This window comes from Rhizobium tumorigenes, assembly GCF_003240565.2.
Classification (GTDB): domain Bacteria; phylum Pseudomonadota; class Alphaproteobacteria; order Rhizobiales; family Rhizobiaceae; genus Rhizobium; species Rhizobium tumorigenes.
In genome coordinates, this window is sequence record NZ_CP117255.1 from 1,400,736 (window position 1) to 1,420,093 (window position 19,358).

Here is a 19,358-nt window from a genome sequence, read left to right on the forward strand (position 1 = left end):
AAGGAGAACCGATGTCGATACGCTTCAACTTCGGCGGTGACGAACACATCTTCGGCGAGGTGTCCGAGGAAATGTCGCTCACTTCGTTCTTCACCGGCCTTTCGATGATCAACGCGGTCCGCGAGGCCGGTATCCGAGGGGTCACCGAGACCTGCCCGGCCAATGCGAGCTTCCAGATCCGCTTCGATCCGGATATCATTTCGCCACAGGATCTTCTGAAAGAACTGCAGTCCATGGAAGACGCCGCGTCGAAATCCGACGCCGCGCTGAAAACACGCATTATCGAGCTTCCCGTTTATTTTCAGGATCCCTGGACCCACGAGACGGAAATGCGCTTCCGCGAGCGTCATCAGGACCCTAGCGCGACGGACCTCGAATATTCGGCCCGCATAAACGGATATGCTACGATCGAGGAATTCATCGCCGCCTATTCCGGTCAGCCGTGGTTCGTTTCCATGGTCGGCTTCGTGGCGGGCCTGCCATGGCTCTACCAGATGGTGGAGCGCAAGAAGCAGATCGAGGCGCCGAAATACCTGCGTCCCCGCACGGACACACCGAAACTCACCGTCGGTCACGGCGGCTGCTTTGCGGCGATCTATTCGGTACGCGGCGCCGGTGGCTACCAGATGTACGGCGTTACGCCGGCACCGATCTATGACCCGACCCGCAAGATCCGCTATCTCACCGACGAGATGTGCCTCTTCAAGCCGGGTGACATAGTCAAGTTCAAGTCGATCACGCGTGACGAATACGATGGCACGCTTGAGGAAATCGAGGCGAACCGCTGGCAGCCCACGACGCGCGATTGCACCTTCAGGCTCACCGACTTCAACAAAGACATGCTTGGTACCAATGTCCAACTGATGGAGCTTCTCAATGGCCGTTAAAGTCATCAGTCCCGGCCTCGCGACCTCCGTGCAGGACCTCGGTCGCCCCGGCTACTACCACGTCGGCATTCCCGAAGGCGGCGGCATGGACCGGTTTTCGAGCCGCATGGCAAACCTGCTTGTCGGCAACGACGCAGGCGCAGCGGTCCTCGAAGCGACGTTCATGGGGCCTGAGCTGGAGTTCACTCAACCGGCCGTGGTCGCCATCACCGGCGGCGAGTTGCCGCCCAAGGTCAACGGCGAGGAGTGCCCAACCTGGGAAAGCTTCGAGGTCAAGGCTGGCGACCGTCTTTCCTTTGGCTACCTCAAATCCGGCGCGCGCGCCTACATTGCGATTTCTGGCGGCATCGACGTGCCCGTCGTGCTCGGGTCCCGCTCCACCTACGTGCTGGGTGCACTCGGCGGCTTCGAAGGCCGCGTGCTGAAAGCTGGTGACGAGCTTCCCATCGGACAGGCAACCGGCACCTCCGGCCGCTCGCTACCGGCAGCGCTGCGCGGCCTCGGCGCAATGCCGGCAGAATTGCGCATGCTGCCCGGCATCTACTGGCACAGGATCACCGAGGCTGCCGGAAAGCGGTTCTTCGAGGATACCTGGAAGGTAGCCCCCGAGGCAGATCGCATCGGCTACCGCTTCCGTGGGGGTACACCGCTCGAATTCATGCCCCGCGAACAGCCTTTCGGCGCAGGTTCCGACCCTTCCAATATCGTCGATGCCTGCTACCCCTATGGCTCGGTGCAGGTGCCGAGCGGCACGGAGCCGATCGTACTCCACCGCGATGCCGTATCGGGCGGTGGCTACATGATGCTCGGCGTGGTGATTTCAGCAGACATGGATCGCATCGCCCAGATGCAGCCCCATACGCCGGCGCGCTTCGTGCCCGTCACCCTCGAGGAAGCTCTTGCCGCGCGCGCCGATCGCCGCGCCGAGCTCCGGAAGGCGGAAGACTACCTGACCGCCTGAGGCAGCGGCCACGGCCGGTCAGGATCGGGCGAGGGAAGGGACAATGCTACGGTCGGCGCAAGCCGGCCCTTCGAAGCGCCAGCCGACAAAGGCTGGCACGCGCAACAACAAGACAAAGCCGGTAAACGGCGTGACTTTGGCAACCGAGCGGTCCGCAGAGATCGCCGGTACCGAAAAAGGGGAACATAGCTAGACTCGGCAGGCTGTAACACGGCCGGACCCGGCGTTCCCTTTCCATCGGTAACACAAGGAACAGGGAACATGGTTGAACTGAGCGCGCAAAACATATCGGTCGCCTTTGCAGGGCTCAAAGCGCTGTCGTCGGTGACGCTCGACATCACGCCCGGACATATCAGCGGACTGATCGGCCCGAACGGTGCCGGCAAGACGACGCTCGTCAACGTGCTCACCGGATTTCAGGCGCCGACGGAGGGTGAAGTGAAGCTCGATGGAGTGTCGCTCAATCGCCTCAAGCCGCATCAGGTGCGCCGCAGGGGCATCGCCCGAACGTTCCAGGGCGGGCGCCTGTTTCGCGACCTTGCGGTCGTCGACAATCTGGAGGTGACCGGCGTCGGGCTCGGCATGAGCCGGCGCTCCGCCGTCGCCGAAGCCGAGGCCATGCTCGACTGGATGGGCATCGGATCACTCGGTTCTCGCATCGCCGGAACGCTTCCCTACACGGACGAGCGCCGGGTCGCGATCGGCCGCGCGCTGATGGGCCGGCCGGCCTACATCCTTCTCGACGAACCTGCCGCCGGAATGAGCAGCCAGGAGGCAGCCGACCTGTCGTCCCTTGTGCGCAAGATCGCCCGCGAACTCGGCTGCGGCGTGCTGATTATCGAGCACAATGTCGGCCTCGTCCTCGGTCTCTGCGACCACATCGTCGTGCTCGATTCCGGTGCTGTCATAGAGGAGGGGACACCGGCTGCGATCCGCAACAGCGAAAAGGTCCGCCACGCCTACATGGGGACTGCTGCGGACACACCGCTGCCGGTCGTGGAGGTGCTGCTATGAGCCTGCTGGTTCTCGCCAATATCGAGGTTCGCTACGGTCGCCTGACGGCTGTGCGCGGCGTATCGTTTTCCATCAGGGATGGCGACACGGTTTTCATTACCGGGCCAAACGGCGCCGGCAAGTCATCGTTGCTGCGCGCAATTGCCGGCGTCACGCCTGCCTTTGCAGGCACGATCGATTTCGATGGCTACAATATCACCGGCCGCGCGCCGGAGGATATCGCCCGCCTCGGTTTTTCGCTGGTACCTGAGGGCCGGGATGTCTTCGGTTCGCTGACCATCGAGGAAAATCTACTGGTCGGAACCGGAATGAAGGCGAAGGATCGCGGCTGGAAGGCCAAGGTCGCCGAGGATCTCGAGGCGGTCTACCAGACATTCCCGATGCTGAAGGAACGCCGCAACGGCCAGGCTGGCCTGCTATCCGGCGGCCAGCAGCAGATGCTCGTCATCGGCCGGGCGCTGATGACCAATCCGCGGCTGATCGCCATCGACGAGCCGTCGCTCGGGCTGGCGCCCAACATTACCGACCAGGTCTACGAGCGGCTGATTGCCTTGCAGGCGCTGCGCAAGTTGACGCTGCTGATCGTCGAACAGAGTTCCACCCGCGCCAATCTCGTCGGCGGCCGAATGCTGCTGATGCGCGGTGGCGAGATTGTGCTCGACGGCGACGCCCGCGAACTCGGCACTAGCGAGGCCATCCAGGCCGCCTATTTCGGCTACGAGGACAAATGAGATGTTGCAGATCGTATTTGACTCGCTGTCCCTCGGTTCGCTCTACGCCCTCGGCGCCCTCGGCATTGCCTTGATCTTCGGCGTCATGCGCCTGGTGAATTTCGCCCACGGGGACGTCATCGCCTTCTGCGTCTTCGCGCTGCTCTGGCCATCCACGGATGCAATGGCCATCGTATTTGCCGGCAACCTGCCATGGTACCTGCTGGTACCGCTGGTGCTTGCTACCGGTGCTGCGCTGTCGGTCCTCTGCGAAATCGTCGTCTTCCGCCGCTTTCGCCGTGCCAACCCGGCCACCATGATGATCGCCTCTTTCGCGCTCGGTTTCGTCATCCGCTACTTCCTGCTGATGCTCTTCACAAGCCGCCCGAAGTCGATCTCGCTGCTGCCCATGCTCTCGCAGCCGGTTGAGATCTTCGGCGCCCGGCTGCCTCTGCTGCAGCTCATCACCATCATCGCGACGGTATTGATCCTGATCGCCCTTTCGCTCTTCCTGCGCCGCACGAGGTTCGGGCTGGAAATGCGCGCCGCCGCCGAAAACTTCTCGATGGCACGGATGCTCGGGGTGAGGGCCAACCGCGTGATCATGGGGGCCTTCGCATTGTCCGGAGCGCTGGCTGGCGCAATCTCGCTGATCTTCGTCTGCCAGACAGGCACCGCCGATATCCAGATGGGCGGGGCGATCATGCTGATGGCATTCATCGCAACCGTGATCGGCGGCCTCGGCAGTCTTCCGGGTGCAGTGCTTGCCGGCTTTCTGCTGGGTGCTGCCTCCGTCATCATGCAGGTGGTGTTGCCGATCGATGCGCGTCCGTTCCGTGATGCCTTCGTCTATGGCGCCGTCATCCTCGTCCTCCTCTTCCGTCCGCAAGGTCTGATCGCCGCGCGCGGCACCAAGGAAAGGGTCTGATCCATGACCACTGCAACCGCTCCCGCCGTGCCGGCCTCACTGGCATCGCCGCGCAAACCCGCACCCTTCGCGCTCGCCCGGCGCACGATCATGACGCCTATCCTCCTGTCTCTGCTCATGCTGGCGATCGCCGTGCTGACCGTCATGACCGGCTCGCGTCCGTTCAACCAGGCGGTAATCGATGTCTTCGTCCGCATCACCCTGGTCGTCGGGCTCTATATCTTTATCGGCAACTCCGGCGTCCTCAGTTTCGGCCATATCGGCTTCACCTGCATGGGGGCCTATGCCGCGGCGTGGCTGACCATCAGCCCGATGATGAAGAAGAGCGCGCTTCCGGGCTTGCCCGGCTGGCTGCTCGAGACACGTCTTCCATACTGGGAGTCCGCGATCATCGCAGCGCTGTTTGCCGGGCTGGCGGCCCTGGTGTTCGGGCGGGTGCTGATGCGCCTGTCGGGCATTGCAGCGTCGATCGCCACCTTCGCGATGCTGGCAATGATCAATACCATCTACTCCAACTGGCAGGACGTCACCGGCGCGACGTCCTCGGTGGTCGGCATTCCCATCGTCCGCCTCATCTGGCCTTACGTGGGTGCTGCCGTCCTCGCCATCTTCATCGCCTGGGCCCATGCCATCTCGCGCTCAGGACTGGCCTTGCGCGCCGCCCGCGACGAGCCGACCGCAGCAGCGGCCTCGGGCGTCGATATCCCGAAGGAACGGCTGGTCGCATTCACCATCTCAGGCGTGGTCATGGGTCTCGGAGGCGCGCTGATGGCCCATTCGATCGGCGTCGTCACGCCTGACAATTTTTATCTCGGCCTCACCTTCATCACGCTTTCCATGCTCGTCGTCGGCGGCATGAGCAGCCTTTCCGGCGCGGTGATCGGCGTGGTCCTTCTCTCTGCCCTCATCCAGGCTCTTCGCTGGCTGGAGGCGGGTGTCCCCGTGGGCACAGTCACCCTCGCTCTTCCCAAGGGGCTCCAGGAGATCGCCCTCGGTGTCATCATGATCGTCATTCTCGCGCTTCGTCCTGCCGGCTTGATAGGCAATCGCGAGATCACGTTTTTCAGGCGTAAACATAACAAATAGCCGACGAGGACAACAATCGTCAGGCAATAAAGGAGCAGCTAATGGAATACGTAAGAAGACTATTTGCAGCAGTTCTGGCCACGGCACTTGCCGCGACCGCAGTTCCGGCCATGGCCGACGACAGCAAGATCGTTGTCGGCTTTGCCACGGCCGCATCCGGCTTCATGCAGGCCTACGACAAGCCGGCCACGGATGCCGCGATGATCCGCATCGATGAAATCAACGCTGCCGGCGGCCTGCTCGGCAAGAAGATCGAAGTCGTCAGCGCCGACACCAAGTCCGACCGTGCGGAAGGCGCCAAGGCTGGCCTGTCGGTCATCGACCAGGGCGCAAGTCTGGTAGTCGTTTCTTGCGACTACGACTTCGGGGCACCAGCAGCGCTGGCCGCCGAAGATGCCGGACTTGTATCGTTCTTCCTTTGCGCGGAATCGGTGAAGGCCGGTATCCAGGGCGTCGGCAAGCACAGCTTCTCGGCTTCCGTGCTTGCAGCGGTGCAGGGCGCGACGATGGCCGAATGGGCCTTCAAGGAAAAGAAGGCCCAGACCTTCTACCGCCTGCTCGACACCTGGACGGAATACAACAAGGGCATCTGCGACGGCTTCGACTGGATGATGCCGAAGCTTGAAGCGCAGGGCGCCAAGCTCGTTGGCCAGGATACCTTCAAGAACGAAGATGCCTCGATCGCCGCCCAGATCACACGCATCAAGTCGCTCCCCAAGGAGCCTGACGCCATCATGCTCTGCACGATGATGCCGGGCGCCGTCTCGGCGATCAAGCAGATCCGCGCCGCCGGCATCAACTCGATGATCCTCAACGGCTCCGGCGTCGATGGCAGCTACTGGCTGTCGGCCGTGCCGGACCTGTCGAACTTCTACACGCCGGTTCAGGGGTCCATATACGGCGATGACCCAAATCCCGATGTGCAGAAGTTCAACGCCGCCTACAAGGAGAAGACCGGCACGGATCCTTCCAGCCAGTACGTCTATCCCGGCTATTCGATGATCGACGTCTGGGCCAAGGCCGTCCAGCGCGCAGGCACGACCGATGCCGACGCAGTGGTTGCCGAACTCGAAAAGATGAAGGACGAGCCGACGCTCTTTGGACCGCGCACCTTCACCGCCGAACTGCACCACCAGAACAAGGCGCGCTACCTGATCGTCGAAACCAAGAACGGCAAGCCCGGCGTCGTTGGCAACTGGACGATCTCCGAGCCAGTTCCAATGGAAGCACTGGTCAAGAAATAAAAAACCACGTCGGGTATGGCCCGCCAAAACCAAAGAGCCCGACCGCCTCCACGCGGCCGGGCTTTTCATTTTCCGCTGCGGCGAAATGTGTGGTGCGGCTTTTGCCGAAGCCGCGACCGGCGCCGGTCATATGGCGGATGTTAATCCCGCGCCAAATTTCACATCTCAGTCGCAGCCCTTGGTCACGCTGACAACAACGGGCAGGGGTCCATCGCGCAATATTTTGGCGTTCGTCCATGTCGATCTGGGAGTAGGTGCGCTCCCTTGCATCTTCCTTGTGACTGATAACCCATTGGTATCATTCGCAAGTCGCACTTCATCCTTGAACCCACCCCCGCTACAAACAATGTCAAAGCTGGTTAGAGACGCGACGGTGTCAGCCATTTAGAAATGCGACACTGGCTCTGCGGGTCAGCCCCCGATCCGCCCGGCTGGTCCGGGTTGCAAGGGCGGAGCGGGGGCGGTGGAGAACACCGTTTCGGCTTTAGCTTTGAGACGATGTGCGCTTCTGTTCATTCGGCAGCCTCCATCCGCGCCAGCGCCTTCTGCCGCTTTGCAATCACCGCCGGGTCGTTCATGTAATCTGTCCTCGGCTTGCGACCGCGCTTCTGATAGCCATTGCCCTGGCTGCCGTCGCGAATGCCGAACATGTGATCCGTCTGGCCGGTGCGGCGGGGACCGCTCTTGCTACGGTGCAGTTCGCGCCCGGCCTGCATCTCGGCGACAACAGACAGCATGTCGTCCAGACGCTTGTTCTCAACGACGTCCGGCCGATGGACCGACCGCAGCTTGTCGAACGTTCTGTAGGGCAGGGCAAAGCTCTCGTGCATGATCTCGAGGCGACCGTCGGGATAATCGCAGACAACAACCTTCTTTCCCGAAAGTGGCCTGGAGAGGTCAGTCGGATCGAGAATGAACAACACCTTGTCGTAGCGCAGCGTCAAAGCTTGCGACAACGTGCGGACTTCCTTCCGGCACATAGCGCCATCAAGGTTCTCATGATCGGCCAGCGACCGGTGCATGTCCTTCGGATTGCGTGGTGACTTGCCGAAACGACCATTGAAGTCGGCGATAAATTCCGGCGCATAGGCATTGGCCGCCGCGATCGTATCGATGCCGTGTAGCCGTAACTCCTTCACCAGCCGATCCTGCAGCGTCTGGTTGGCGCGTTCAACCCGGCCCTTGGCTTGCGGGGTGTTGGCGCAGATGATGTCGATGTTCAGCTCATAAAGCGCGCGTCCAAACTGCGTCAGGCCGCTCGTCCGGTCTTTCTCCGACGCATGGGTCGCCCGAAAGACACCATGCTTGTCGCTGTAGAAAGCCAGCGGTTTGCCCCATTGCTGCAGATAGGCCTTCGTCGCATGCAGGTAGTCGAATGTGTTCTCCGATCCGGCAAAGCGCAGATGCAACAGTTTGCCGGTGGCGTCATCAATGTAGACGAGCAGGGCGCATTTGGGGCCGCGGCTTTCGAACCACCAGTGATGCGAGCCGTCAATCTGGACGAGTTCACCAAAACAGTCGCGCCGGCCGCGCGGTTGGAACACGCGCTTCTTGCGGGCTCGGCGCGAGGTCCAGATACCAGCCTCGGTCATCCATTGGCGCAGCGTCTCCTTGGCCACCGAGATCTGATGAAGCTCGATCAGCTTCTCACGCGCCAGCGTCGGACCGAAATCCAGATAGCGTTCCCGGATCAGATCCAGCGCCGCATTGCGAAAATCTTCGCTGTGGCGGCGATTGCTGGGTCGTGATCGCTTCTTCGACACGAGGCCGGCCGAACCGGCACTGTCATAAGCCTGCAGCAGCCTGTGGACCTGGCTGCGACAGAGATCAAGCAGTTCGGCCGCCTGAACGACACTCAAGCGATGATCCCGGATCTTCTGGATGACTTCGAGGCGATGCAATTCTTTCTGTGACATGGTGATCAAACAGGACATGACGACTCCGTTCGCTCCTGGTCTCCACCAGGCTGGACGTCGTCATCCTTGCTCCCAACGTTGATGTTGACCAGTGCATCGAAAGGCGAGACTGTCGCATCTCTAACTGGCCCAACTGTCGCATTACTAAATAGCCGCTACAAACAAAAGTTGGATAAGATAGATTATGGAACTAACTTGGATGCCAGGCACTACCCGAACTACCGCACCCTCGCAGCTCTACGGCTGTTCCGGCGTGTCGATCTGGAACTCGAAGCTCATCTGGTCGTAGGCCGGTTCTACGTTCGCCGGCGTTTCTCTGAGAACTGTGGCGTAGTCTAGCGGTGTGTGCATGTGGGTCAGGATGGCGCGCTGCGGTTTCAGGCGGCTGATCCAGTCGAGCGATTGCTCCAGCGACAGATGGCTTGGGTGGAAGCGGTATTGGAGCGCGTCGATGATCAGGACGTCGAGGTTGCCAAGAGCCTGGACGGACGCTGGCGGGAAATCGCTGACATCGCTGCAATATGCGACGTCGCCGATGCGAAAGCCGAGCGACTGGATGTCTCCATGTTGCTGGACATGCGGCTGGACATGGATGGGACCGCCGGCGCCGTCGATTGCGAACGTCTGCATGTCCTCTATGATGACGGGCTCGACGATCGGCGGGTAATTGCTGCCCACAGGTGTTTCCAGGCAATAACCGAAACCTTGCCGTATGCGGTCCATGGTGACCCTGTCGGCGTGGATAGGAATGCGCTGGTTGTCGATGTGGAAATAGCCACGCAGGTCGTCGATGCCGTGGATATGGTCGGCGTGTGCATGGGTATAGAGAACCGCGTCGATTGCCTCGACCCTGGCGCGGACCATCTGCTCGCGAAAGTCGGGACCGGTGTCGACGACGACGGTGGTAACACCGCCATCCGTCCCAAATTGTTCGATCAGCAATGCGGCGCGGCTGCGCCTGTTCTTCGGATCAGTCGGATCGCAGGCGCCCCAGTCGCCGGTGATGCGCGGAACGCCCGGAGACGATGAGCAGCCGAGAATGGTGAACCGCCGCCTGTAGGTCACGCCGTCAGATCCTCGGCATCTTCGAAAAAATCCTGAATGCATTCTCGGTCGTCAGCGCCGCAACTTCCGCATTGCTGACGCCGATGGTCTCGGCCAGCACTTCGGCCGTGTTGACGACGTAGGACGGCTCGTTGCGCTTGCCGCGCCAGCGTTTTGGCGCAAGGTATGGCGCATCGGTCTCGACCAGAAGCCGGTCATGCGGGACGGTCCTGGCCACCGCGCGCAGTTCCTCGGATTTGGGGAAAGTCAGGATGCCGGAGAACGAGATATAGCCGCCGAGTGCGACGCCCGTGGCCGCAAGGTCGGCACCGGCGGAAAAACAGTGCAGGATGAAGGGGAAGGCGCCCTTCCCTGTCTCCTCGGTCAGGATTTCAGCCATGTCGTCGTCGGCGCTGCGGCTATGGATGACAAGCGGCAGGCCGGTTTCGCGCGCCGCAGCAATATGTCGAAGAAAGCCGGTGCGCTGGTCTTCAGGCTTCACGGTGTCGTAGAAATAGTCGAGCCCGGCCTCGCCGATGGCCACCACCTTCGGATGGCGCGACAGCCGAACGAGATCCTCGACCTCGATGTCGAGCTCCTCGTCGGCATTGTTCGGGTGCGTGCCAACGGAGCAGAACACCGACGGATAGGCGTCGGTGATCGCCAGCAGACCGTCCAGTTTGGCGACACGCGTCGAGATCGTCACCATCTGGCCGACGCCGGCTGCGTGGGCGCGCGCCACGATGGCATCGCGCTCATCGGCGAAATCGGCAAAATCGAGGTGGCAGTGGGTATCGACCAGCATGTCGTTCTAAGCCTCCGGCGCCACGTAGCGCGGGAATACCGGCTTCGGTGCCTCCAGCGGGGTGCCCGGCACGAGACGACCCGCCTCGCCCAGCGCCGCAAAATCGCGTTTGTCCGCAGGCGCTGCCACGAGGTCCAGCAGCTTGACTGCCGAATCCGGCACGAACGGCTGCAGCAGGATGGCAATCTGGCGAACCACCTCGGCGGTGACGTAAAGGACCGTTCCCATACGGACGAAATCGGTCTTCTTCAGCGCCCACGGCTCCTGGCCGGCAAAATACCGGTCGGTTTCAGAGACGACGGCGATGATGGCCGCCAGCGCCCGGTGGATCATCTGCTTGCCCATCTCGTCGCGGGTGATATCGGCCAGGGCATCGACTTGCGCCAACATCGCCTTGTCGTCATCTGACAGAGGCCCGCATTCCGGAATTTTTCCATCGCAATTCTTGACGATCATCGACAGCGAACGGCTGGCGAGGTTACCGATGCCGTTGGCAAGATCGGCGTTGATGCGTGTGCCGATGGCGTCTTCGCTGCAATTGCCGTCCTGGCCGAAAGAGATTTCGCGCATCAGGAAATATCGGATCGGGTCGAGGCCGAAATGGGCAATCAGCTCGAACGGATCGAGCACGTTGCCGAGCGACTTCGACATCTTCTCTCCGCCCTTGGCAAGTACGAAGCCATGGGCAAAGATTCGCTTCGGCAACGGCAACCCGGCCGACATCAGGAACGCCGGCCAGTAGACGGCGTGGAAGCGGATGATGTCCTTGCCGATCACATGGACGTCGGCCGGCCAGAATTTTGCGCGCGGGCCGTTAGGGTCTTCCAGATAGCCTGTCGCGGTCAGGTAGTTGGTGAGCGCATCGACCCAGACATACATGACATGCGATGGATCGTTCGGCACCTTGATGCCCCAGTCGAAGGTCGTGCGTGAGATCGACAGGTCACGCAAGCCCGACTTGACGAAGGACATCACCTCGTTGCGGCGCTCGGAGGGGCCTATGAAATCGGGATCGCTCTCGTAGAGCGCCAGCAGCTTGTCCTGGTACTGAGAGAGCCGGAAGAAGTAGCTCTCCTCCTGCACCCATTCGACAACCGTGTCCTGCGGCCCGTAGCGCAGACCGTCGGCGCGTTTCTCGGTTTCGTTTTCCTGGTAATAGGCCTCGTCGCGCACGGAATACCAGCCGGCGTAGGAACCCTTGTAGATGTCGCCATTCTCGGCCATCCGGTTCCAGATGTCGCGCGAGGTCTGGTGGTGGCGCTCTTCCGTCGTGCGGATGAAGTCGTCGTTCGATGAATTCAGCAGCTTGCTCATCGCACGGAACTCGTCCGAGTTGCGCAATGCCAGCGCTTCCGGGGTAATCCCCTCGAGCTTTGCCGTCTGCTGCATCTTCTGGCCGTGCTCGTCGGTGCCGGTGAGAAAAAACACCTCGCGCCCGTCCAGCCGCTGGTAGCGGGCCAGCGCATCCGTGGCGATCAGCTCATAGGCATGGCCGATGTGCGGTCGGCCATTGGGATAGGCGATCGCGGTTGTGATGTAGAATGGGGAAGTGTCTTTCATCGGCGGCATCGAGCCCGTCTTGTTATGTTTGAAGAAGCTGCGTCGCTATTATCGCAAGTCGCACCGCAGCGAAACCTTGAAGTTTGGCGCCAGCGTCGATCGACACGTCGGCCAGCGACTACAGCTGCTGTTTTAGATCGCCCAGCACGGTCAATATGGTCTGCTTGCGATCGAGATTGTAGGCCTGCGACACCGTGAGCCGTTCGGTGACGTCAGAATGAAGCCGCGACATCCGCTCGGCGTCCACCACCCGGCCTTCGAGTGCCGCCTGGCGCGCCCGCGCCATGATGTCGTCCTCGATCTGGGAGACGAAGAAATCGAAGATCGTTTCGCTCTCCCTGCCCGACAGCACGTCCGCGAGCTTGTGCATCGCCTTGCGCGCTGCAGGGCCTTCGGAAGCCACGACCTGACGGTAGGCCGCGACAATGTCCGCGCCACCGTAGTTGATGAGCTTCAGTGCCTCGCTGACACTGCCCTTGGCATCACGCAGAAGGTCGGCATCGGAGCCGATGTCGAGATTGGACAACGCTGCCGCCAGCGCTTCGTCACTGAGCGGTAACAGGCGCAATGGCAGGCAGCGCGAGCGTATCGTCGGCAGAAGCTTGCCGGGCGCGTGCGACAGCACCAGGAACAGCGCCCGCTTCGGAGGCTCCTCGAGTATCTTGAGGATGGCGTTCGCAGCGCTGCGGTTCATGTCGTCGGCGGGGTCGATGATGACGATGCGCCAGTTGCCGGTGCCCGACGTCTGCGAGAAGAATTTGCCGGCCCGCCTGACCTCGTCGACGGTGATCGCCGATTTCACCTTGCCGGTCTTTTCGTCGACCGGCCGCGCCAGATAGAGCAGGTTGTGAGACGCGCCTGAAACGATGGCATGGCTGACGACGGAGGCCGGATCGGGATCGGCGATCTCGGCCGGCGCCATCAGCGGATCCGGATGCGACAGCACATGATTGGCAAAGCGGAAGGCCAGCGTTGCCTTGCCGATGCCCTCCGGCCCCTCGATGAGGATGGCATGATGGCCCTTGCCGGAACGATAGGACTGGGCCAGGAACGCCTCAGCCTCTGCATGGCCGAAAAGCCTGGTATTTTCCATCGGAGCAATGGCGCCGTCCAGCACGCCGGGCCGTTCGTCGCTCATTGTGCCGTCTCCGGCCCGGCGCCCGCCTTCCCGTCATGCGATACCAGCCGCTGGCTGACAATGGCAAGAATGCGGGCCGCGATGTCTTCTGGCGTATGAAGAGCGTCGATGACATGGCAGCGTTGCGGATCGCCGGCAGCAATATCGAGAAACGCCTCGCGGCGCTTTTCATGGGTTTCCATCTCTTCCTTTTCGAAGCGATCCGGCTCGGCCGTCGTCGCGGCTCCGCGCCTGTGTGCACGCTCGAGGCCGACGCTGGCGGGCAGGTCGAGGATCAGGGTACAGTCCGGCACGACGCCGTCTACGGCGATCCGTTGCAGCGCCTCGATAAAATCAGGCTCCAGATTGCCCGTCACGCCCTGGTAGACGCGCGATGAATCCATGAACCGGTCGCAGAGAACGACTTTCCCTTGCGCCAGAGCCGGGCGGATGACCTCTTCGACATGATCATTGCGGGCCGCAGCAAACAGAATGGCTTCCATGCGCGTCCCGAAAGCCTCCGCAGCCCCGGACAGCAGCACGTGGCGCACCGCCTCCGCACCGGGCGAACCGCCGGGCTCGCGCGTGACAATCACATCGCGACCGCTTGCCGTCAGGGCTTCGGCGAGCAGACGGATTTGCGTCGATTTACCGGCACCCTCCCCACCTTCAAAGCTTATGAACAAACCGGTTCCGTTCGACAATTGCTCGCATCCTGCGATCTCGCATTCCATTCAGCAGGCAGATAGGCACTGCCATCGGCCGTTGGCGACTGTTTAACGCAAGACGACGCCGGACGAAACCGTCTGGCCGAGAGTTTGCGATGTTGTACGGTGATTTGCCCGAAGCTTTGTCAAGCCGGGGTCGGCGTTTCCCAGAGCCAGGAAAACAAAAGCGTTTCCGATAGCTCGACCAAAGCATCGAGCGCCCGGCGCCCGAGACCGCCCTGCGCGACCTCGCCATCGGTGAACAGCGGAACCTCGCGCACGACGCGGGTGCCGGAAAACACTTTCAAAATCCCAGCCGGCTGGCCGCTCGCGACAGGCGCCGCCAGCGGCCAGCGGTAGATGACGCGGGCGGTCAGCCGATCGGGATTGTTGACGGGCACGTAGACATCCACGCCTGTCTTGGCCACAAGCCCGACCGATGCCCTGGCGCCGCCATAAACGCTGGCCGTGCCAATCACTTCTCCTTCATCGAAAACACGCTGGCTCCTGAAATTGCTCAGTCCCCATTCCAGCACGCGCTTGGCTTCCTCGGTGCGCTCCTTGTCGGAGCCAAGCCCGCCCATCGCCAAGAACAGACGCCGGCCGTCACGCGTCACGGAGGAGACGATCGAAAACCCCTCACCCTCCGCAAAGCCTGTCCCCAGCCCGTCCACACCCATGGTCAGCGGCAGCAGCGGATTGCGGTTTCGCTGAAAAATCTTGTTCCAGGTAAAGTCGGGCTGCGAGAATGACTTGTAGAGGTCCGGATATTTTGACTGCAGGTCGCGCGCCAGTGTCACCAGTTCGCGTGCGGAAACCTTGCTGTCGGCATCGGGAAGTCCCGTCGCATTGCCGAACTTCGCCTTCGGCATGCCGATCTCGCGCGCATGCTGGGTCATCCTGCGGGCAAACTCCGCCTCGCTGACGGACATGCCTTCGGCAAGCACGATGCAGGCGTCATTGGCCTGCTGAATCGCCGCGCCCTGGACGAGATCGCCGATCCGCACGCGGGATTTCAGCGCTGCAAACATGGTCGACGCCCGCGATGGTGCGCCGCCCCGGCGCCAGGCATTTTCGGAGACCGGATAGGTGGTGTCGAGGCTGACCTCGTTGCGCGTCAGCGCATCGAACACGACGTCCAGCGTCATCAGCTTTGCCAGCGACGCCGGCGAGAATGGCTTGTCCTCGTTCTTGGCCAAGAGAACGGTGCCCGTCGACGCCTCGATCATAAAGGCCTGCCCGGCCTTGGTATCGAAGACCGATGGTGGCGTTTGTGCGAACGCATTTGTGGAAAACAACAAGACAGCAGCGAAAAGGCATTTCAGCATCGATAGTCCCCTTCCCGCTAGCCAGCATCCAAGTTACGCGCGGCCCGGGGCGAAGGCAATTGCCGCCTTCATTCAGCCCGCGCGGCAACCATCTGCCGATGATACGATGCCAGTATCGATTTCTGCGTCAGGCCATCGTTGCGGACCATGACGGCGTCGAAAGCCAGCTCCCGTGGAGCAGCCCTGTCAGGCTCCCCATAGGCAACGACAAGCGACGACGCGTGTGTCAGCGCGGCAAAACCCTGGCGGGAATTCGGCCGCTCGTAAGGAACGGGTCCGATTTGCGGCAGCGACACGAGGATACCCTGGGCCGCCGGCTCCGGTGCACCCCAGTTCATCGGTGGCTGCTGCTGCTTGAAGGCCGGCGACGTCGGTGTCGATCCGGCATAGGCAGTCGACGCCATGGGAGCTGCCGCGGGTGCCCCCGATGTCGGACGGCGGGTCGGCTGGCGAAGCGGCGTCTGGACATAGTCCGGCAACTGGTCGGCCGTCATCTTGCCATTCGATGCGACCATCAGGCCGCTGCCGAACTGGCCACCCGGATTGATGCCCGGCAAGCGGCTGCCCTTCGGTACATAGGAGGCCATCAGGTAGGGCATGTCGTGACCCTCGAGCGGCGCACGACCGACATATTGCACCCGGACATTGCCGGTACCGCTGTCGCGAAGATCGAGGAGGTCGGCGCTCTTGTTCGAAAGGTCGATGATGCGGCCGGGATGATACGGACCGCGATCGTTGACACGCACGATCACCGATGAACCGTTCTCGACGTTGGTGACGCGCGCATAGCTCGGCAGCGGAAATGTCGGATGGGCCGCAGACAGGGTCAACTGGTCGTAGACCTCGCCATTGGCCGTCAGGCGGCCGTGAAATGCGGAGCCGTACCAGGACGCGATGCCGACCTTGTTGTACTTGTAGTCTTCCTTCGGATAATACCAGGCACCCTTCACCTGATAGGGATTTCCGACCATGAAGCGTCCGCCGCCGCTGGGGATCTTGCCACTGGTGACGACGCGCGGACTGGCCTTGACGCCATATTCGGCTTCAGAAAAATATTCCTTGCCATGCTTGGTCTTCAGAGGCGGAGCATGCGTCGTGCCGCAGGCGGAAACGGCTGCACACATGGCCGAGAGTGCCGCCCAGCGCAGGCCTCTCCTGTATGATACCGAAACATTTTCGAACGTCATGTCTGCCAAACCGATACGCAATACTGAACAAGGTGGAACAGAAGAGGGTGGATGAGACGATGGGTCTTCAACTCCAATTCCGACCTACGCCCCAATCACCTAACGGGACTTTAATCATGTTTGCATGATGTCAAATTAGCCGGTCCCAGTGGCCGAAAAGGAACAATTGTAACGATCATGGTTAACCGGTGGTAAACGGAAACGGGGCAACGGCGCGCCTACCCTGACGGCCGGTAACAGCGCAAACCCGTCGCGCAACCGCGCTGTGCCCCCGGATCGGATCTCAACCCTCAGGTCAGGTTCATCCCATAGCCGTACCGTTTGTTATCCCCGGGGAAACTATATGCGCCTGTCTTCTATCATCCTGGCCGGCTCACTGGCGGTTTCCACCACTGCGTTCGCCAATTCTCCCTGCAGCGGCAAAAAAGGCGGCATCGACCATTGCGAGGGCAGCACATTCATCTGCAATGACGGATCGGTGAGCGCCAGCAAGAAGTCATGCTCAGGCACAATGAGTTCGGGCACGGGAGCACTCGGCATAATCGGCTCGCAACCGGAAGAAATGTCGCCGACATCTTCGAGCGAATGCTCCTGCCGATCGGCTACGTATTGCACCGGCCCAAAAGGCGGCCACTTCTGCACCACCGATACCGGTGGCAAAAGCTATCTCCGTAAAGACTGACGAACGTGCCTCTAAGGGCCAACGATATTGGCTTCGATCCATGTGGCAAACGGGCTGACGCCGCCGAAAAGGTTGACGCCGGGTCGCAAGAAGCTATAAGCGCAAGTCGAAAACCGAAATAGTTGCGAACTGCGCCGCAACTAGACATTCCGGTCGACGGTATTGAAGAAGAAACCGCTTCGATATCATATACTTGGAAGAGTGTCCGAGTGGTTTAAGGAACCGGTCTTGAAAACCGGCGTGCGGGAGACCGTACCGTGGGTTCGAATCCCACCTCTTCCGCCATCTGGCTTTGTATTTGCTGTGTAATTTGCAATTGTCGGCTTCGTGCCCTACTCCGTGCCCTACCGCAATCGCTGTAACCCCGCGCAATTATCTGCAAAATTCCGCAAGTTCGATGCTGTCTTATCGCTCGGCGTCGCGTGTCTTTGTCCGCCCATGCGATGATTCGTAGGCGATTAGATCCTCCTCTCGATACAAAACACGGCCACGCCGCTTCACGTAGGCCGGTCCCTCGCCTTCTCCCCGCCAACGCGCAAGGGTAGGAAGCGAAGCCCGAAGCCTGGCGGCCACCTCGTCGGTGGTCAGCATAGCACTCGGATCGGCAGTTTTCTGAGGCGATGGAGACACCGGATGCAATGCGGGCTTATTCCCGAATGAGCCGACAGCTCTCATAGCCTTCCCGGCGCCGATTACGCGTACGTCATCACCCTCGACAACAAAGCTTCCGGCGACCAACGCCATGACAATGCGCCCGATTGTCTCGGCGTCCAACTGGCTCGGCGCCTTCATCGATCGCCAGCCTCCAACTCTCGCGTCAGAGCGTCCCGCAAGCGAGTCACTTCGGCGCGGGACAGGGTCGCATAGCCAGCGAGTTCACGCGCTGTGTTGACGACGCTGAACATGAAGACATCGGGATCGGTAACGATGACACCAACATCCATAGCCATGCCAGTGGTATCGATCACCTCGGTAGGTGTCTGAAAAATGTCGCGGACTTTTGCAGTGCTCATCGTCTTTTCCTCTTAACCATAATTGGCTGTGGGGGTAGACATATAAGCGGTGGCACTTATAGTCAAGTAAGTGCCACCGCTTTTAATTTAATGGAGATGATGATGGGCCGTCCGCCGATGGGCTTCAAGGAATTGACGATCCGGCTTACCGCCGAGATGTCTGAGCGAATAGACCAACTTGCCGGCAAAAACCGTCGCGCCGAATGGATCCGACAAGTCCTGCAAGAAGCTCTTGATCGGCAGGACATTAAATCCGAATAGTCTTATGATGCCTATTGGGTAGGTTTGCGCTTACGAGCAAACCGTGGCCGCAACTTCAATGGCTCTTAACCGAAGATCAGACATGGCAAATAAGGAAGTCAGCCTTTCGGTACTTGAAAAAGGCTCCGGATACAGAAAAATACTACGAGTGGTTGACCGAGGAAAAGATGAGGTCGTCTTAATCATACCGGCCCTTGCGATGAACTACGAAGGACCTAACCCTTACGCGACAAGAGACGAGTTACAAAGCACCACCATCGCTGAAAACCGCTGGTCGATACATCCGAGCAAAAAATCATTAAAACAGATAAATCTTATAAAAAAAACGACACGGACGGTGAGCACGGAAATCGAAGATGGATTTTTGGTAACGAGCACGATCAAAAGCAAGTCTGGGTTTCAGCCGGTTTTCTCCCGAAGAGTGCCACGAATGAAGGAGCCTGTCTTTGATGTAAGTGGCGCAGGCTCTACAAACATCGGGACCTATAACCCGAAAAAACTCCAACTTTTGACGGCGCTTTTGGTCGGGCACAAAGATGTCGCCTTTTTACCAACAATCCCCGACAAATCGATTTCGATTTGGGTAATTGAAGTCGGTATGTATGCCGTGGTTTTAATGGCAAGCTTCCTAAAGTTCCCAGCTTATCAAGGCAATTCGCGTGAGGTTTATACGAATGACCCCGGTCCGGAATTTGATGGACCGTTTGGTACGAGCATGAGTCCCGATCAATGTATAAATTACTTCACCAAAGAAAGAATATTGTTGGCCGGCGACGCTTTTAAAAACCATCCTGACGTTGTCAACAGTAAATATTATCATGGACTACTAACAAATCCGAAATTTTTAGCAATTCATCCACGCGATGGACGGTTAGTCGATGGCCAGATGATTAACCTATCGTGACGCC

The 19,358-nt window shown here is 60.4% G+C and carries 21 protein-coding genes and 1 tRNA gene; 10 read left to right on the plus strand and 12 right to left on the minus strand.

Translation table 11 applies throughout. The features are described from left to right. Positions 1-11 precede the first annotated feature (11 nt). The 7 genes from PR017_RS06965 (at position 12) to PR017_RS06995 (ending at position 6,830) form a co-directional block, all read left to right on the plus strand. Positions 12-887: a 5-oxoprolinase subunit B family protein gene (locus PR017_RS06965; protein ID WP_111215754.1), complete on the plus strand. Its 876-nt coding sequence runs from the start codon at positions 12-14 to the stop codon at positions 885-887. Beyond that, positions 877-1,848: a 5-oxoprolinase subunit C family protein gene (locus tag PR017_RS06970; protein ID WP_111215756.1), complete on the plus strand. Its 972-nt coding sequence runs from the start codon at positions 877-879 to the stop codon at positions 1,846-1,848. Before PR017_RS06965 ends, PR017_RS06970 begins: the two co-directional genes overlap by 11 nt. 261 nt (positions 1,849-2,109) lie before the next feature. Further along, positions 2,110-2,862, plus strand: coding sequence for an ABC transporter ATP-binding protein (locus PR017_RS06975; RefSeq protein WP_111215758.1), 753 nt, complete (start codon positions 2,110-2,112; stop codon positions 2,860-2,862). Next, positions 2,859-3,593 (plus strand): ABC transporter ATP-binding protein, encoded by a 735-nt coding sequence (locus PR017_RS06980; RefSeq protein ID WP_111215759.1) that lies wholly within the window; start codon positions 2,859-2,861, stop codon positions 3,591-3,593. Before PR017_RS06975 ends, PR017_RS06980 begins: the two co-directional genes overlap by 4 nt. Position 3,594: 1 nt before the next feature. After that, complete coding sequence (locus PR017_RS06985; protein ID WP_111215761.1) at positions 3,595-4,500, plus strand: branched-chain amino acid ABC transporter permease; 906 nt, start codon at positions 3,595-3,597, stop codon at positions 4,498-4,500. A 3-nt stretch (positions 4,501-4,503) separates the two neighbouring features. Beyond that, positions 4,504-5,586, plus strand: a complete 1,083-nt coding sequence (locus PR017_RS06990) for a branched-chain amino acid ABC transporter permease (protein ID WP_111215763.1) — start codon at positions 4,504-4,506, stop codon at positions 5,584-5,586. Positions 5,587-5,627: 41 nt separating this feature from the next. Continuing rightward, positions 5,628-6,830 (plus strand): ABC transporter substrate-binding protein, encoded by a 1,203-nt coding sequence (locus PR017_RS06995; RefSeq protein ID WP_111215764.1) that lies wholly within the window; start codon positions 5,628-5,630, stop codon positions 6,828-6,830. On the opposite strand, the gene PR017_RS07000 is transcribed toward PR017_RS06995, so the two are convergent. From PR017_RS07000 to PR017_RS07045, 10 genes are all read right to left on the minus strand, one after another. Then, entirely contained in the window at positions 6,820-7,068 is a 249-nt protein-coding gene (locus PR017_RS07000) for a hypothetical protein (protein ID WP_133255531.1), read from the minus strand. The two genes, PR017_RS06995 and PR017_RS07000, sit on opposite strands and share 11 nt — an antisense overlap. A 274-nt stretch (positions 7,069-7,342) precedes the next feature. Further along, positions 7,343-8,764, minus strand: a complete 1,422-nt coding sequence (locus PR017_RS07005; RefSeq protein ID WP_111218748.1) for an ISNCY family transposase — start codon at positions 8,762-8,764, stop codon at positions 7,343-7,345. A gap of 219 nt (positions 8,765-8,983) precedes the next feature. Further along, complete coding sequence (locus PR017_RS07010; RefSeq protein WP_111221972.1) at positions 8,984-9,811, minus strand: MBL fold metallo-hydrolase; 828 nt, start codon at positions 9,809-9,811, stop codon at positions 8,984-8,986. Positions 9,812-9,815: 4 nt separating this feature from the next. Continuing rightward, positions 9,816-10,595, minus strand: coding sequence for a TatD family hydrolase (locus PR017_RS07015; RefSeq protein ID WP_111221971.1), 780 nt, complete (start codon positions 10,593-10,595; stop codon positions 9,816-9,818). A 6-nt stretch (positions 10,596-10,601) separates the two neighbouring features. Further along, positions 10,602-12,155, minus strand: coding sequence for a methionine--tRNA ligase (gene metG, locus PR017_RS07020; protein WP_111222005.1), 1,554 nt, complete (start codon positions 12,153-12,155; stop codon positions 10,602-10,604). A 118-nt stretch (positions 12,156-12,273) separates the two neighbouring features. Beyond that, the gene (locus PR017_RS07025) at positions 12,274-13,293 is read right to left on the minus strand and encodes a DNA polymerase III subunit delta' (RefSeq protein ID WP_111221970.1); all 1,020 of its coding nucleotides are present in this window, start codon (positions 13,291-13,293) and stop codon (positions 12,274-12,276) included. After that, entirely contained in the window at positions 13,290-13,976 is a 687-nt protein-coding gene (gene tmk / locus PR017_RS07030; RefSeq protein ID WP_111222004.1) for a dTMP kinase, read from the minus strand. The genes PR017_RS07025 and tmk overlap by 4 nt, the downstream gene beginning before the upstream one ends. Positions 13,977-14,125: 149 nt before the next feature. After that, the gene (locus PR017_RS07035; RefSeq protein WP_111221969.1) at positions 14,126-15,307 is read right to left on the minus strand and encodes a D-alanyl-D-alanine carboxypeptidase family protein; all 1,182 of its coding nucleotides are present in this window, start codon (positions 15,305-15,307) and stop codon (positions 14,126-14,128) included. Between the two features lie 68 nt (positions 15,308-15,375). Continuing rightward, a complete protein-coding gene (locus PR017_RS07040) occupies positions 15,376-16,494 on the minus strand; it encodes a septal ring lytic transglycosylase RlpA family protein (protein ID WP_111221968.1) in 1,119 nt (372 codons plus the stop codon). Positions 16,495-16,833: 339 nt separating this feature from the next. Continuing rightward, positions 16,834-17,154: a hypothetical protein gene (locus tag PR017_RS07045; RefSeq protein ID WP_154677479.1), complete on the minus strand. Its 321-nt coding sequence runs from the start codon at positions 17,152-17,154 to the stop codon at positions 16,834-16,836. Positions 17,155-17,371: 217 nt separating this feature from the next. Here PR017_RS07045 and PR017_RS07050 point away from each other — a divergent pair. Continuing rightward, a tRNA-Ser gene (locus PR017_RS07050) sits at positions 17,372-17,461 on the plus strand. A 120-nt stretch (positions 17,462-17,581) separates the two neighbouring features. Here the strand turns inward: PR017_RS07050 and PR017_RS28300 are convergent. Together PR017_RS28300 and PR017_RS07060 are read right to left on the minus strand one after the other, a co-directional pair. Then, a complete protein-coding gene (locus tag PR017_RS28300; protein ID WP_341798949.1) occupies positions 17,582-17,968 on the minus strand; it encodes a helix-turn-helix domain-containing protein in 387 nt (128 codons plus the stop codon). Then, on the minus strand, positions 17,965-18,189 hold the full coding sequence (locus tag PR017_RS07060; RefSeq protein WP_111221966.1) for a hypothetical protein: 225 nt from the start codon (positions 18,187-18,189) through the stop codon (positions 17,965-17,967). Before PR017_RS07060 ends, PR017_RS28300 begins: the two co-directional genes overlap by 4 nt. 102 nt (positions 18,190-18,291) lie before the next feature. Here PR017_RS07060 and PR017_RS07065 point away from each other — a divergent pair, with 102 nt between their 5' ends. Both PR017_RS07065 and PR017_RS07070 read left to right on the plus strand, forming a co-directional pair. Continuing rightward, entirely contained in the window at positions 18,292-18,450 is a 159-nt protein-coding gene (locus PR017_RS07065; RefSeq protein WP_279619516.1) for a hypothetical protein, read from the plus strand. An 82-nt stretch (positions 18,451-18,532) separates the two neighbouring features. Beyond that, complete coding sequence (locus tag PR017_RS07070; protein WP_111221965.1) at positions 18,533-19,354, plus strand: hypothetical protein; 822 nt, start codon at positions 18,533-18,535, stop codon at positions 19,352-19,354. Positions 19,355-19,358: the final 4 nt, after the last annotated feature.